Source organism: Hymenobacter sp. (assembly GCF_031398885.1).
Taxonomy (GTDB): domain Bacteria; phylum Bacteroidota; class Bacteroidia; order Cytophagales; family Hymenobacteraceae; genus Hymenobacter.
The window spans coordinates 1-14,019 of sequence record NZ_JANNOD010000113.1; the positions used below are offsets into that span (position 1 = coordinate 1).

Annotated in this window: 15 protein-coding genes; 8 read left to right on the forward strand and 7 right to left on the reverse strand. The window is 65.9% G+C overall.

The window, feature by feature from the left end:
• From RMO51_RS19950 to RMO51_RS19960, 3 genes are all read left to right on the forward strand, one after another.
• On the forward strand, positions 1–727 hold a 727-nt coding region (locus RMO51_RS19950), incomplete at its 5' end, for an ABC transporter permease (RefSeq protein WP_310397735.1).
• 82 nt (positions 728–809) lie between these two features.
• A complete protein-coding gene (locus RMO51_RS19955) occupies positions 810–1,580 on the forward strand; it encodes an ATP-binding cassette domain-containing protein (RefSeq protein ID WP_310397736.1) in 771 nt (256 codons plus the stop codon).
• Between the two features lie 290 nt (positions 1,581–1,870).
• Positions 1,871–2,923: an MlaD family protein gene (locus tag RMO51_RS19960; protein WP_310397737.1), complete on the forward strand. Its 1,053-nt coding sequence runs from the start codon at positions 1,871–1,873 to the stop codon at positions 2,921–2,923.
• A gap of 97 nt (positions 2,924–3,020) precedes the next feature.
• On the opposite strand, the gene RMO51_RS19965 is transcribed toward RMO51_RS19960, so the two are convergent.
• The 7 genes from RMO51_RS19965 to RMO51_RS19995 form a co-directional block, all read right to left on the reverse strand.
• The gene (locus RMO51_RS19965; protein WP_310397738.1) at positions 3,021–3,518 is read right to left on the reverse strand and encodes a hypothetical protein; all 498 of its coding nucleotides are present in this window, start codon (positions 3,516–3,518) and stop codon (positions 3,021–3,023) included.
• Positions 3,508–4,131 carry an alpha/beta hydrolase gene (locus RMO51_RS19970; protein WP_310397739.1) on the reverse strand — a complete coding sequence of 208 codons (624 nt, stop codon included), beginning with the start codon at positions 4,129–4,131 and terminating at the stop codon, positions 3,508–3,510. Before RMO51_RS19970 ends, RMO51_RS19965 begins: the two co-directional genes overlap by 11 nt.
• Complete coding sequence (locus tag RMO51_RS19975; protein WP_310397740.1) at positions 4,065–4,658, reverse strand: epoxide hydrolase; 594 nt, start codon at positions 4,656–4,658, stop codon at positions 4,065–4,067. The genes RMO51_RS19970 and RMO51_RS19975 overlap by 67 nt, the downstream gene beginning before the upstream one ends.
• A gap of 112 nt (positions 4,659–4,770) precedes the next feature.
• A complete protein-coding gene (locus RMO51_RS19980) occupies positions 4,771–4,959 on the reverse strand; it encodes a hypothetical protein (protein WP_310397741.1) in 189 nt (62 codons plus the stop codon).
• Positions 4,960–5,158: 199 nt separating this feature from the next.
• On the reverse strand, positions 5,159–5,605 hold the full coding sequence (locus RMO51_RS19985) for an SgcJ/EcaC family oxidoreductase (protein WP_310397742.1): 447 nt from the start codon (positions 5,603–5,605) through the stop codon (positions 5,159–5,161).
• 271 nt (positions 5,606–5,876) lie between these two features.
• Positions 5,877–6,311 (reverse strand): BLUF domain-containing protein, encoded by a 435-nt coding sequence (locus RMO51_RS19990; RefSeq protein ID WP_310397743.1) that lies wholly within the window; start codon positions 6,309–6,311, stop codon positions 5,877–5,879.
• Between the two features lie 253 nt (positions 6,312–6,564).
• The gene (locus RMO51_RS19995; RefSeq protein ID WP_310397744.1) at positions 6,565–6,900 is read right to left on the reverse strand and encodes a thioredoxin; all 336 of its coding nucleotides are present in this window, start codon (positions 6,898–6,900) and stop codon (positions 6,565–6,567) included.
• Between the two features lie 176 nt (positions 6,901–7,076).
• Here RMO51_RS19995 and RMO51_RS20000 point away from each other — a divergent pair, with 176 nt between their 5' ends.
• The 5 genes from RMO51_RS20000 to RMO51_RS20020 all read left to right on the forward strand — a co-directional run bounded on the left by RMO51_RS20000 (position 7,077) and on the right by RMO51_RS20020 (position 13,902).
• Complete coding sequence (locus RMO51_RS20000) at positions 7,077–8,687, forward strand: PAS domain-containing sensor histidine kinase (RefSeq protein ID WP_310397745.1); 1,611 nt, start codon at positions 7,077–7,079, stop codon at positions 8,685–8,687.
• Positions 8,665–9,717, forward strand: a complete 1,053-nt coding sequence (locus RMO51_RS20005; RefSeq protein WP_310397746.1) for a response regulator — start codon at positions 8,665–8,667, stop codon at positions 9,715–9,717. The genes RMO51_RS20000 and RMO51_RS20005 overlap by 23 nt, the downstream gene beginning before the upstream one ends.
• Positions 9,718–9,980: 263 nt before the next feature.
• Positions 9,981–10,292: a hypothetical protein gene (locus RMO51_RS20010; protein ID WP_310397747.1), complete on the forward strand. Its 312-nt coding sequence runs from the start codon at positions 9,981–9,983 to the stop codon at positions 10,290–10,292.
• A gap of 45 nt (positions 10,293–10,337) precedes the next feature.
• On the forward strand, positions 10,338–11,414 hold the full coding sequence (locus RMO51_RS20015) for an AI-2E family transporter (RefSeq protein WP_310397748.1): 1,077 nt from the start codon (positions 10,338–10,340) through the stop codon (positions 11,412–11,414).
• 64 nt (positions 11,415–11,478) lie between these two features.
• A complete protein-coding gene (locus RMO51_RS20020) occupies positions 11,479–13,902 on the forward strand; it encodes a heavy metal translocating P-type ATPase metal-binding domain-containing protein (RefSeq protein WP_310397749.1) in 2,424 nt (807 codons plus the stop codon).
• Positions 13,903–14,019: the final 117 nt, after the last annotated feature.

Consider the following 14,019-nt stretch of genomic DNA (forward strand, 5'->3'; position numbering starts at 1 on the left):
GCTGGCGGAGAGCCTCTACTGGATCGCGGTCGGCCGGCGCCACCGCCAGCCGGTGCGGATCGAGCCGGTGATCGCCGAGATGATGGAGATCGGCGTGCGCGCCATTCCGATCTGCGCGCTGCTGCTGTTCACGGTCGGCCTGATGCTCGCCATCCAGGGGCTGCACACGCTGGAGACCTTCGGCGCCGAGACCAAGCTGGTGCCGCTGGTGGCGTTGTCCATCACGCGCGAGTTCGCGCCGCTGATCGTCGGCATCCTGGTCGCCGGGCGCTCCGGCTCGGCGCTGGCCGCGCGCATCGGCACCATGCAGGTGTCGCAGGAAATCGACGCGCTGCGCGTGATCGGCGTCAACCCGGTGCGCTACCTGGTCGCGCCGAGCCTGGTGGCGATGCTGATCATGCTGCCGGTGCTCACCGTGCTGGCCGATGGCATCGGCTTGTTCGCCTCCTATGTCGGCATCAACACCCAGGGCGTGACGACGATGGCCCTGTTCGTCAACAATGTTCTGGGCAACCTCACTTTCGGCGACGTGCTGCCGGCGTTTATCAAAACCTTCTTCTTCGGCTTCGCCATCGGCCTCATTGGCTGCTACAAGGGGTATTACGCCGACAAAGGCACCGAGGGCGTGGGCCAGGCCGCCAACAGCGCCGTAGTGGTTTCCTCACTGGTCGTTTTCATCCTGGACTTGCTGGCCGTGCAGATTACCGGCTTGCTGGGCATCAATTGAGACGTGAGACGTGAGACGTTAGAAATCGGCAGAACAATTCTCATGTCTAACGTCTAAAATCCAAACCGATTCCATCGCCCACATGCTTCCCGAACCCACCACCCAGCCCGCGCCGCCACCCGCCACCGAGGCCGTGCTCACCGTGGCGCACGTGAGCAAATCGTTTGGCGACAACCACGTGCTGCAGGATTTTTCGCTCGCTCTGAACCCGGGCGAAAACGTGGTGGTGCTGGGCAAATCCGGCTCGGGCAAATCGGTGCTCGTCAGGTGCATCATCGGCCTGCTGCCGGTGGACGAGGGCGCCATCACGGTGCTGGGCCAGGACGTGGCCGCCCTCGACCACGAGGCCATGGACCGGCTGCGGGCCAAGCTGGGCTTTCTCTTCCAGAGCAATGCCCTGTACGACTCGATGACCGTGAGCGAAAACCTGCTCTTTCCGCTGCGCCGCCAGTGGCTGGCCCACACCCCGGCCCAGGAACAGGAGCTGGTGCAGCAGGCGCTGGAAGACGTGGGCCTGGCCGACACCGCCGACAAGATGCCGGCCGAGCTCTCGGGCGGCATGCGCAAACGCATTGCCCTGGCCCGCACGCTCATTCTGCGGCCCGCCATCATCCTCTACGACGAGCCCACCACGGGCCTCGACCCCATCACGGCCCGCGAAATCAGCCACCTGCTGCGCGAGGTGCAGCACAAGTACCACACCTCGGCCCTCATCATCTCGCACGACATGAACTGCGTACGCCTCACCGCCGACCGCGTGGCCATGCTCGTGGACGGCCGCTGTTACGCCGAGGGCACCTACGAGGCGCTCCAGCAGCAAGACGACCCGAAAATCCACGAGTTTTTCGCCTGATGCCCGTGGGCCAGACAACGGCCTGCCAACCTCTTACCACAAGAACGTCGTGACACAAGAACTTCACGCTGAGCGTAGTCGAAGCATCCCCACCGCTTCGTCAGGCTCCCCTCTCCGCGGGCTTCGCGCTTGCAGCGAACCGGGGCCGGGGGTCAGGTTGCACGCAAGCTGCTTTGCTGCGCCCTACATGACGTTCCTTTTGCTCATTGCTCATTATTAATTCTTAATTGCTCATTCTTAATTATTAATTGCTAATTCTTAATTGTTAATTCTTAATTGCCCCCCGCCCCATGCCCCAGCGCCCCGCCACTAATAATGTTCGTCTCGGTCTATTCGTGGCCGTGGGGCTGGGCTGCCTGCTGGTGACCCTGTACCTGCTGGGCCGGCAGCAGAACCTGTTCAGCAAAAGCCTGGCCGTGCGGGCGGATTTTCGGAACGTGTCGGGCCTACTCACCGGCAACAACGTGCGCCTGGGCGGCATCACCGTGGGCACGGTGAAGAAGATTGAGATACGCAACGACACCACCGTGCGCGTGCACATGAGCCTGAACCGGGACGCCCGGGCGTTCGTGCGCAAAAACGCGGTGGCCGTCATCGGCACCGACGGCTTGGTGGGCAACACCATCATCAACCTGATGGCCGGCGCGGGCCCCGCCGCGCCCGTGGACCCCGGCGACCAGCTGCGCACGCGCACGCCGGTGGGCATCGACGCCATGCTCGGCACCCTCGACATCTCCAACAAGAACCTGGTCGGCATCACCCAGGGCCTGCGCGAAGTAACCGACAAGCTCAACGGCAGCGAGGCCCTGTGGAAGCTGCTGAGCAACGAGCAGCTCACGGCCGATATTAGCCGAAGCGCGCGCAACGCCGCCGTGGCCACGGACCAGTTGCGCACCGCCGCTACCGACGTGCAGGCCCTGACCCGCGGGGTGCGGGCGGGCCGCGGCCCCATCGGGTATTTGCTCAATGACCAAGAATTTGCGCGCCAGTTGGGAAGCGCCGCGCAGAATCTGGCGGGCACTTCCGACACGCTGGCGGCCACCGTAGCCGGCCTGAAACGGCAGTTGGCCACCGGCGGCGGGCCGGTCCAAACGCTACTCACCGACACGGCCCTGAGCGGGCAGCTGCGCCAAACCGTCCGCAACGCGGAACTGAGCACCCAAAAGCTGGACCAGAGCATGGAAGCCCTGCAACACAACTTCCTGCTGCGCGGCTACTTCCGGCGCCAGGAGAAAAAAAAGGCGCGGGCCGGCGGGCCGGTAGCTCCCGCAACAAACGACAACTCGCGGCGGGCCGCAAAAGCCGGGTTGGAACGGCAAGCCCTGGATGAGCCAGCCAAGTAGAGCTCTTCATAAGAAGCCAATTCAGCCGAGCTTGCCGGCCGCGTAGCGCCTGGTCAGTTCCTCGCAGGGAGGACTTGAACAACACTTGGGCGGGGCCTTATTCGACCGGACTGCCAAATACGCCCCGTCGCGCGTTCCGAACAAAGGCGAGCAGCGCCCCGAACAGCACCAGCGACATGAGCACGGCCAACACGACGGAAGCCACGCCCAAGACTTTCGAGTCGAACCCCAGCAGGTTGTGCTGCCCGATGTGGCCGGGGAGGTTGCTTCCGTACGCCCAGGTGTGAAATTTATCCCGCAGGGGCTCGACGGTGAGGTGCGTGAGCGTGGCAGCCAGAAACAACAGGGCGGTGCCCACCACCCGAACCCAGGGCTTGTCGCGGGCCAGCAGGATGACCAGGAAGACGGGATACACCGCCAGACTGTAGGTGAACGGTGACGCCCGCGGCAGAAACGGCCAGCCGCTGTGGTCCACGCGCAGCACGTGGTCCACGTGATGAACGACTGCCAGCCCCAGGGCCAACAGCAGCAGTTTCATGCCCAGGCTGCGGTTCAGCCGCACCGGGTCGGGCCAGCTCTTGTGGTCAGTATTCATTGGGGCGGCGCAACGGCCGGAAGAAAGCCCACAAGTCCTCGGCCAGCAGCTCCGGCTCTTCCAGCGCGGCGAAGTGGCCCCCACGGGGCATCTCGGTCCAGCGCTGGACGTTGTAAAACCGCTCGGCATACGCCCGCGGGGCCGGCACGAGGTCATGCGGAAAAATGGCTACCCCCGTCGGCACCTGGATTTTGCCGGGCTGCGGGGGCAGAAAGGGTTCCTCATCGAAATACGGCGTGAACGAGGAGCGGATGGTTTCCGTGGCCCAGTAGAGGGTGAGATTGGTCAACAGCTCGTCTTTGGTGAAGCGGCGTTCGATTTCGCCCCCGCAGTCGCTCCACGACTGAAACTTTTCAACCAGCCACGCGGCCAGGCCCGCCGGCGAATCGGCCAGGCCGTAGGCGAGGGTTTGCGGCTTGGTGGCCTGCAGCAGGGCGTAGGCCCCTTCGGTCATCTGCCACTGCTTGCCCCGGTCGAGGTATTCTTGTTCGGCCGCCGAAAGGTCGTCGGGCGGCAGGGCAAACAGGTGCCAGTAGGGAACGTCGGTTAGGTGAATTCCCGCCAGTGAGCCGGGCTGGGCCAGGGCCAGCCGCTCGGTGACGCCGCTGCCCACGTCGCCCCCGTGGCGCCGAACCGGGCGTAGCCCAGCGTCTGGGTCATCAGCCGGTGCAGCAGCGCGGCCGTGCGCCCGTCGCCGGCCCCCGGGCGGGTGGGCTTGTCCGAAAAGCCGTAGCCGGGCAGGCTGGGCACCACCACGTCGAAGGCGTCCTCGGCCCGTCCGCCGTGCGCGGCGGGGTCGGTCAGCAGCGGCAAAAGCTTATGGAAGCGGTAAAACGAATCGGGCCAGCCGTGGGCCAGCAGCAGGGGCAACGGGTGGTCGCCCCGGCCGCGCTCGTGGAGGAAGTGCAGCCCCACGCCGTCCACCTCCACGCGGAAATGGGCCGACTGGTTGAGCACGGCCTCTTGTTTGCGCCAGTCGAAGGTGTCCTGCCAGTACTGCACCAGGGTGCGCAGATACGCCCGGTTGGTGCCGTGGCCCCACCCGGCGCCCTCGACCTCGTCGGGCCAGCGGGTGTTGGCCAGCCGCGCCCGCAGGTCATCGAGCGTGGGCTGGGGAATGTGGATGGTGAAGGGCTTCATAATGGAGCAGCCAGCGCTACCGATTTGATTTTGGGCGATGAGCCGGCCCACCGTTATTCCGGGGGAACAGTCTGCTGCATTTCAACGCCGGCCCCGCGCGAGCCGGCGTCGCTTACGTAGCCGGCGGCACGGGCGCCGCCAAGAAATCCGCGAGCATCCGCAGCAGCCACGCGGCCCGCTGCTTGGGCAGGCGGTGGTCCGTGCCGGGGAGCACGGCGAGCTGAGAATGCGGAATCAGGCGGAACAACGCGACGGCGTGTTCCGGGCGGACGATGTCCGCGTCGCCAATCATTGTCAGCACCGGCTCCCGCTGCGGCTTTCCGGGTCCTGGCGTTCGGGTCCTGCCGCGGGGGCTTGAGCGCCGGTTTTGCGGGAGGCTTCGTCACAATGAGTTCACGTTAGCGGTGAAAATTTGGAAGAGTCAATCAGCATTGGAAACTGGTGACCCAACAGGGCGAGGCGGCGACTCCCCGCGGACCAGCCGGTAGCGACGCCGAGCGCTACGGCTGGAGGTCAAGGGAGGCTTGGCCGCTCGCGGCATCGAACGGCACGGAGCTGTGCTGGTGCACGATGAGCCACTGGCCCCCGCGCCGGCGGTAGCACGTCGTCTCGCGCCAGCGCATGTCCAGATGCCCCCCGTCGTTCTTGGTGGCGCGGACGTGGTTAATCCGGTGGCAGAACGCCATGTCCGGGGTGATGCTCACGCTCAAGTCGCTGACCTCGTAGCTGATGGGGCCTTCGAAGGAAGCGAACCACTCTTCCGTCCGCTTTCTGACCGCCGCGGCGCCCTGGTAGTGCAAGCGGCCCACGACGTCGAACGACACGACTTCGGGCGCGTAAGCGGGCATGAGCCCGTCGATGTCCTTGGCGCGGACCGCCCGGGCCCCCGCATCGATTAATTCACGAATTTGAGTTTCCTCGGTTGCGATGTCGCTTTGAGTTGCCATGATGCTATTTTTGGTTTGGGAAAGGGCCAGTACTGCTTGAGGCGGCCAAAGAAGCGTTCGATTTTGTTGCGGCCGTGGTAGGTTTCCTCGTCCAACTCGGCTGGTTTCACCCGGCCTGGATTGGCTGGGAATGATGGTTTCGATGCCGGGTTGAGTATAATCTCCTAAAAAGCGACTGTTCACCGCGACCGCACCGCGCAGGAAAAAACAGCAGTCGGGCCGCTTTTCGTCGCCCGCCGGGACCGGGCCCAGGCGCGCCTGGCCCCACGAGCTATTGAGCGGCTTTGGCTTCCACAAACTCCAGCAGCAGCTCCATCAACTCGGGACGGATGGTGGGCCGAGGGCCGTGGCGGGTCGGGGCGTTCAGCGCGCCGCTGTGCAGCAGTTTGTGCAGGTCGTCGGCCTGCGCCACGCGGCAGCCCATGCTCCAGTCGGCGAAACTGCGTTCGGCGCAGCTGCCTTCGCCGAGCACCTGGCACTGGTAGTGCCGCGGGTCGGACAGGATGTTTTGGTAGTAGAGCTGCCGCACGTCGGCATCTTCGCCCTCAAGTATTTGCAAAAAGCGGCCGTCGGGCGCGTGCAGCAGCAGGCCCGTGACGTGGATTTGCCGGTTGTAGGCGCGGGACCAGAGCAGCAGCGCCGCCAGCTCGGCGTCGGCGAACGGCACGACGGCCTGGCTTTGGTAAATGAGGTGGTAGAGGCCCATGGCAACGATAAGGAAATTGAACGACAACCTCCCGTACGAATGCTGTGGGCAGCCGCCTGGCCTGAAGGAAACTAGCAGAGCAACTCGGCGCTTTGGCCCGCTTCTGCTCACTTCTCAACGGAATTGGCGGCGAATAGATGCCCAAGCGGAAGCAAAACGCCCGCCGCCACACGCCGTCGGCAGTGGTACCAACCCCGAAAACAGCTTTCCTTAGGCAAAAACACTAACGCACGTCCCCGAAAACAACGGACGGCTATTCGACGGCCACGCCGGCGGACCCTAGCTTTTCCAGCAGCAGCGGCACGATGGCCTCGCCTTCGGGCAAGCCGCACTCGCGCAGCAGCTCGACGCCCTGGCGCATGAGCACGAAGCAGGGCAAGTCGGTGGCGTGGAAGCTGCGCACCACGCTGGGGTGGCTCAGCTCGTCCACGGTGAGCACCCGGATGGCGGCGCCCAGCTCCCGCTGCAGGGCCGCCAGCGCCGCCAGGGTGGCCGCTCGCACCTGCGGGGCCGTGCCGACGGGCGGCAGCAGCACCAGCAGCATCGCGGCGTCGGCGGGCAGGGGAAGCGGAAGAGGAGTGGCTGTCATCGGACCCGAAGTAAACAAGTAGCCGCAAAATTACCGAACCAGGGGGGCGGCCCGTATGATGGTCATCAGGCGGCGAACTGACAATTGTCAGGTTCGGAGGCAATAATGCCGACCTTGCCGGCGCGCTTGGCCGGGGCGGTTCCGATAAACCAACTGCCTCGGCCCACTCCTTTCCCATGCTTCCAAGCTCTTCCTCCGGCGCCTTAACCGCGCTGTTGTACACGCAGGCCAAGGAATTCTTTGGCATCTACGACCCCGCCCTGGGCTGGTTCACGCAGGTGAACCCGGCCGGGGTGCGCCTGCTGGGCTACCCCTCGGAGGAAATCTTCCTGGCCGACCCCGACCACTCGCTGCGCTCCCCGCCCTGGACGCCCGACCAGTGGGCCGCCCTCTGCGAACAGGCCCGGCGCGAGGGCCACCAGGCCGTGGAAGCGGAAATCCGCCGCCACACCGGCGAGGCCTTCAGCGCCTACCTGGAGCTGACCTATTTCCAGGACGGCGAGCGGCCGTTTTTTCTGATTCACATCACCAAGCAAAACCGCCTGCAGCAGGCCGAGCGCGAGCTGGCCCACAGCGTGCGGCGCTTCGAGGCGGTGTTCACCAACGCCACCATCGGCATCATCGTCTGCAACCGGACCGGCGACATCGTGTCGGCCAACGAGCTGGCCGGGCAGCAGTTTGGCTACCCGTCGGCCGAGCTGCTGGGCCAGCGCATCGAAGTGCTGGTGCCCGACGCCGCCGGCCGGCACCACCAGCAGCTGCGCGAGAGCTTCAACGCCCACCCGCAGGTGCGCGGCATGGGCCAGCACCGGGTGTTGCGCGGCCAGCGCCGGGACGGCACCGACTTTCCGGTGGAAGTGAGCCTGAGCTACTTCCACCTCGATGAGGAGCTGTACGTGGTGGCCTACGTGCTCGACATCACCGCCAAAAAAGACGCCGAGCTGGAGCTGGTGGCCCAGCACCGGCGCGTGGCCCGCCTCAACGCCGACCTGGAGCAGAAGGTGGCCGACCGCACCCACGCCCTGATGGTGACGCTGGAGCAACTGGAAAAGCGCGGCCAGGAACTCACCCAGGCCCTGGCGGCGGAGCAGGAACTGGGCGAGATGAAGTCGCGCTTCGTGAGCATGGCCTCGCACGAGTTCCGCACGCCCCTGACCGGAGTGCTCACCTCGGCCGAGCTGATTGCCGACTACGCCCAGGGCCCGCTCAGGGACAAGCAACTGAAGCACGTGGACCGCATCCGCTCCTCGGTGAAGCAGCTGAACGACATTCTCGAAGAATTTCTGTCGGTGGGCCGCATCGAGGAGGGCCGCGTGGAAGCCACGCCGGCCACGCTGGACATGCAGACGCTGCTGGGCGAAACGGTGGTGGACGTGCAGGGCCTGCTCAAAACGGGCCAGCGCATTGAAAGCGCGGGGGAGTGCGCCGGCCTCATCCGGCTGGATGCGTCGCTGCTGCGCAAAATTCTGGTCAACCTGCTGTCCAACGCCATCAAGTATTCGGGCGAAGGCTCGGTGATACACGTGCTGGCCGCCTGCCAGGACCGGCAGCTCACGCTGCGCGTGGCGGACCAGGGCGTGGGCATTTCCCCGGAAGACCAGGAGCACCTGTTCGAGCGGTTTTTCCGGGCCCGCAACGTGAGCACCGTGCCGGGCACGGGCCTGGGGCTCTACATCATTGCCAAGTATCTGGAGCTGATGGGGGGCACCATCGCTCTGCACAGCGCGCTGAACGTGGGCACCACCGTCACCATCACCATCCCCTATGAAAACCATTCTGCTGATTGAAGACGACGTCATCATCCGCGAGAACACCGCCGAGCTGCTCGAAATGGCCGGCTTTGCGGTGCTCACGGCCGAAAACGGCCAACTGGGCGTGGCGCAGGCCCTGGCCACCAAGCCCGACCTGGTGGTGTGCGACATCATGATGCCCGTGCTCGACGGCTACGGCGTGCTCCAGATATTCAACCAGAACGCGCAGCTGGCCGGCGTGCCGTTCATCTTCCTCACGGCCAAAACCGAGCGCCTCGACCTGCGCCGCGGCATGGCCCTGGGCGCCGACGACTACCTGACCAAGCCCTTCGACAAAGCCGAGCTGCTGAGCGCCATCACCGGCCGGCTCAACCGCTTCCAGCACCTCAAGCCCGAGTACGATTTGCAGCAAGGCGGCCTGGGCGAGTTTCTGGACGACGCCCGCGCCGTGGGCAACTTGGCCGGCCTGTCGGCGGACCGCAAAGTCCACCTCGTTCGCAAAAAGCAGGACGTGTACCTGGAAGGCGACGAGCCCGCGCGGGTGTACTTCGTGCAGGCCGGCCGGGTGAAAACCGTGAAAACCACCGACGGCGGCAAGGAGCTGATTACGGGCCTCTACGGCCCCGGCGAGTTTTTCGGCTACCTGGCCCTGCTCGACCACACGTCGCACACCGACTCGGCCGTGGCCGTGGCCGACTCGGAGCTGCTCTACATCCCGCAGGACGACTTCACGCAGCTGCTGCTGCGCAACCCCGAGGTGGGCCAGCAGTTCATCCGCCTGCTGGCGGGCCGCGTGCACGAGCGCGAAACCCAGCTGCTGGCCATGGCCTACAGCTCCATCCGCCGCCGCGTGGCCGACGCGCTGCTGCACCTGCACGCGCACGCCGGCGACGCGCCGGACGCCGGCATTCAGCTCTCGCGCGACGACATGGCCGCGATGGTGGGCACCGCGCCCGAGTCGCTGATTCGCACGCTGAGCGAGTTCAAAGCCGACGGGCTGATTGAGCTGACGTCCAAGCACATCCGGGTGCTGGAGCCCGAGAAGCTGCGCCGGGCCCGGTGGTAGGCAGCAGGGCTGCAAGACGTGCGCCGGCGCACTCGCCGCGAAGTGGTTCGCGCGGGTAGCCCCGAGAACTGTGTAATGGGCTGGACCCTGCCCGCGCCCCGTGTCTCATGTTCAAAATCAGGTTTGCGGGTGAGGTTTGTCATGCCCGGGGCGGGAGGGGCCCGGTAGTTTTGGGCCCTTCACTGGACATTAGATCCCGGCGAAGGCGGCTTTCCGAACAATCCGGGAAGCCGTTTTGCTTGCCCGCCGCTTTCCGCCATCCCATGACGCAGGAACTACAATTCGACCTGGAAAACAACGCGAAGGAATGGCGGGCGCTGGCGCTGTCCATTGCTTCGGCCGAGCGGGTTTCGTTCGGCCACGTGCACGACCGGTTCTTTACACGGTACGGCCCGAACTTTATGGCCCACGTGTACCGCACGGCCATGGAAGAGGCGCTGCCGGGCCTGCCGGATGCCGCCCGCAGCCAGCTGCTGAATGCTTTCCAGCAAGCCATGGACGCGGCGATTCACCGGCGGGCCTACGCCCTGCCAACGCCGACGGACTGCGCGGCCTGCCACGCCCGCAAATTTTGACCGCCGCCGCGCGGCTGAAAAGGCAGCTTTTCAATCCCCTGACTCATGGCGACTGCCCCCACCAACATTTTCACGCCGCGCCAACGGCACGTGCTGCTGATGGTGGTGCTGGCCGCCCTGGGCGGGCTCGTGCTGGTTGGGCTGGCGAGTTACATCTCGGCTTTTCTGGGCGCGGGCATTTTGTACGTGGCGCTGCGGCCGTGGTTCACGGCCCTGGTGCACCGGCGCGGCTGGAACCGGCAACTGGTAACGGTGGGGCTGCTGATTTTTACGGTGGTGGCCCTGGTCATTCCCTTCTACGCCCTCAGCACCATGCTGTTCGAGCGGCTGCGCAGCATCGGGCAGTATACGGAGCAGGTGCTGGCGGTGGTGCGGCGGCTGGAGCGGCTCACCGGCGTTTCGTTCAGCAGCGAGCAGAACGTGCGGACGCTGCTAGGCCAGGCCGCCAGTGCCGTGAGCCGGTGGCTGCCCACGCTGGCCGGCAGCGTGCTGCACCTGGCGGTGGTGGTGGGGCTGCTGCTGTTCACCCTGTACTTTCTGTTCGTGCAGGAAGAAGCGTTTCTGCGCAACCTGCGCCGCTACCTGCCCTTTCGGCCCGATACGCTGGACCAGCTCCAGGACGCCCTGCAGAACAACGTGCAGGCCAACGTGCTGGGGCAGGTACTAATTTCGGCGGTGCAGGGCCTGCTCACGGGCCTGCTGCTGTGGGTGTTTGGGGTGCCCGACCCGGCGTTCTGGGGCGCTATTGGTTTTTTCGTGGCCTTCGTTCCGGTGCTGGGCACGCCCCTGGTGTGGGGGCCGGCGGCGCTGTATCAGTTTGCGCACGGCGCCACCGGGCAGGGCGTGGGCATCCTGCTGGTGGGCTTCGTGGTGGTGATGAACGTGGACAACCTGCTGCGCATCGTGCTGGCCCGGCGCATGGGCCACATTCACCCGCTCGTGACCCTGGCCGGCGTGACGCTGGGCGTGGGCCTATTCGGCATTCTGGGTTTGGTGATTGGGCCGCTGCTGCTCTCCTACCTCGGGGTGCTGCTGGAAGTATTTGCCGAGGAAAACCGGCGCACGCGGGCCACTGAGGCGTCAGCAGCCCCGCACGCTGAGATGAATCAGCCCCGCGCCTGATTTTCGTCAGCTTGCCGACGGGCGACGAATCGGAGCTTTGGGGCTGCCAATAGCCTGCCCGCCCGTGCCCCTTACCGCTGCTTCCGAAACCATTGCCCGCGTTGCCTGCACCCACTGCGGCGACGAGTGTCCCGACGAGCCCATCGCGCTGGAGGGCCAGCCCGAGCTGCATTTTTGTTGCCCGGGCTGCCGGGCCGTGTACGAGCTGCTGGCGGCCAACAACCTGTGCACGTACTACCGCCTCGACGAGCAGGCCGGCCAGCGCGTGCAGACGGTGGAGCTGCCGGGCCGCTTCGACTACCTCGACCTGGAATCGGTTCAGAGCCAGCTGCTGGCGTTCCGCTCGCCCGCGCTGGCCCGGCTCACGCTCACCATTCCGCAGATGCACTGCGCCTCCTGCATCTGGCTGCTCGAAAACCTCTTCAAGCTCGACGCGGGCATCCGAGAGTCGCGGGTAAATTTCCTGCGCAAGGAGCTAACGGTAAGCTACCAGCCGGCTACCACCAGCCTCAAGGCCGTGGTGACCCTGCTGGCCGCCCTCAACTACGAGCCGCAGATTACGCTGGCCGAGCTGGGCGCCCAGCCCCACGCCGCCAGCCGCACGCTGTACTACCAGCTGGGCGTGGCGGCCTTTGGCTTTGGCAACGTGATGCTGCTGGCCTTTCCCGACTACTTTTCCTTCACCGAAGGCCTGCACGCCGCGTTCGGGCGCTTCTTCGGCTGGCTTAGTTTGCTGCTGGCGCTGCCGGTGCTGCTGGTGAGTGCGCGCGGGTTTTACCAGTCGGCCTGGCAGGGGCTGCGGCAGCGCTACATCAACCTCGATTTTCCCATTAGCCTCGGCCTCACCGCCCTGTTTGTGACGAGCGTGTTCGACGTGCTCACGCAGCGCGGGCCGGGCTATTTCGATTCGTTCACGGGCCTGGTGTTCTTCATGCTCATCGGCAAATGGGTGCAGCAGCACAGCTACGACGCCCTGCGCTTCGACCGCGACTTCACCTCCTACTTCCCCGTGGCCGTCACGCGGCTCACCAAAACCGGCGAGCAGTCGGTATCGGTGAAGGAGCTGCAGGCCGGGCAGCGCATCCGGGTGCGGCACCAGGAAATCATTCCGGCCGATGCCGTGCTCCTGCGCGGCGCGGGGCTGATAGACTACAGCTTCGTGTCGGGCGAGAGCGTGCCGGTGGCCAAGGCCGTGGGCGAAGTAGTCTATGCCGGCGGGCGGCAGGTGGGCGAGGCCGTGGAGCTGGAAGTGGTGCGCGAAGTCTCGCAAGGCTACCTCACCCAGCTCTGGAACAATCCCGCGTTCGAGAAGGCAGCCCGGCCCACGCTGGAAACCTACGCCAACCACGTCGGCCGCTACTTCGTGGCCCTGACGCTGACGCTGGCCGTGGGCGCCGTGCTGTACTGGTACCCCCGGGACCCGCAAATGGCCCTGCGCGCCTTCACCTCGGTGCTGATTATTGCCTGCCCCTGCGCGCTGTCGCTGGCCACGCCCTTCGCCATGGGCGCCGCGCTGCGGGTGCTGGGCCGCCGCCAGCTCTACCTGAAAAACGCCGCCGTCATCGAAACCCTGAGCCGCGCCGATACGCTGGTGTTCGACAAAACCGGTACCCTCACCGACACCCAACGCTCCCCCGTCAGCTTCTCCGGCCCCGCCCTGACCAGCGACGATGCGCAGCGCGTGGCGGCCCTGGTCAGTCAGTCCACGCACCCGCTGAGCCAGCGGCTGGCCGCGCATTTGGGGCCTACAGACTTTGTGGTTGAGAACTACGCTGAAACGCCGGGGCAAGGCATCAGTGGCGTGGTGGCTGGCACGCAGGTCCGCGCAGGCTCGGCAGCTTTTGTCGGGGCTAATGCACCTGCGCAAGCGCCGACCGAGCAGCAAACCCGCGTGTACGTGGCGCTGAATGACCAGCCGGCCGGGTGCTACGATATCCGCAGCCAGTACCGCGCGAACCTGCCGGAGCTGTTGCAGGAGCTGGGCCAACGCCACCAGCTGGCGCTGCTCACCGGCGACAACGACGCGGACGTCATCCCGCTCCGCCAGCTGTTCGGGGCCGGGGCTGAGCTGCGGTTCCGGCAGTCACCGCTGGACAAGCTGGCTTACGTGGAAGCCTTGCAGCAGCAGGGCCGCCGGGTGGTGATGGTGGGCGACGGCCTGAACGACGCCGGCGCCCTGCAGCGGGCCGACGTCGGCATTGCCCTCACCGAGACCCTCACCAACTTCTCCCCCGCCTGCGACGCCATTCTCGAAGCCAGCAGCTTCGGCCGGCTGGCCACCATCCTGCGCTTCGCCCGCGACTGCCGCTTCATCGTGCTAGCCACCTTCGGCCTCTCGTTTTGCTACAACGGCATCGGCCTGAGCCTGGCGGTGCAGGGCCTGCTCACGCCCATTGCCTCGGCCATCCTCATGCCCATCAGCTCGCTCAGCGTAATGGTGTTTGCCACCCTGCTGGTGCGTTACGCCGCCCACCGGCAGAGGCTTTAGATTAAGTGCAGCCGGTGGAACCTCACGAGACCCCTGCGGGGCGGGCCCCTCTCCAAAAGAGAGGGGAGCCTGACGCTAGGACCGAACCGGTGCCCCCTCTCCGCGGGAGAGGGGGTC

Coding starts and splice junctions, on each gene's coding strand:
- RMO51_RS19955 (WP_310397736.1), top strand. CDS start 810: ATGCTTCCCGAACCCACCACCCAGCCCGCGCCGCCACCCGCCACCGAG.
- RMO51_RS19960 (WP_310397737.1), top strand. CDS start 1,871: ATGCCCCAGCGCCCCGCCACTAATAATGTTCGTCTCGGTCTATTCGTG.
- RMO51_RS19965 (WP_310397738.1), bottom strand. CDS start 3,518: ATGAATACTGACCACAAGAGCTGGCCCGACCCGGTGCGGCTGAACCGC.
- RMO51_RS19975 (WP_310397740.1), bottom strand. CDS start 4,658: ATGAAGCCCTTCACCATCCACATTCCCCAGCCCACGCTCGATGACCTG.
- RMO51_RS19985 (WP_310397742.1), bottom strand. CDS start 5,605: ATGGCAACTCAAAGCGACATCGCAACCGAGGAAACTCAAATTCGTGAA.
- RMO51_RS19990 (WP_310397743.1), bottom strand. CDS start 6,311: ATGGGCCTCTACCACCTCATTTACCAAAGCCAGGCCGTCGTGCCGTTC.
- RMO51_RS19995 (WP_310397744.1), bottom strand. CDS start 6,900: ATGACAGCCACTCCTCTTCCGCTTCCCCTGCCCGCCGACGCCGCGATG.
- RMO51_RS20000 (WP_310397745.1), top strand. CDS start 7,077: ATGCTTCCAAGCTCTTCCTCCGGCGCCTTAACCGCGCTGTTGTACACG.
- RMO51_RS20005 (WP_310397746.1), top strand. CDS start 8,665: ATGAAAACCATTCTGCTGATTGAAGACGACGTCATCATCCGCGAGAAC.
- RMO51_RS20010 (WP_310397747.1), top strand. CDS start 9,981: ATGACGCAGGAACTACAATTCGACCTGGAAAACAACGCGAAGGAATGG.
- RMO51_RS20015 (WP_310397748.1), top strand. CDS start 10,338: ATGGCGACTGCCCCCACCAACATTTTCACGCCGCGCCAACGGCACGTG.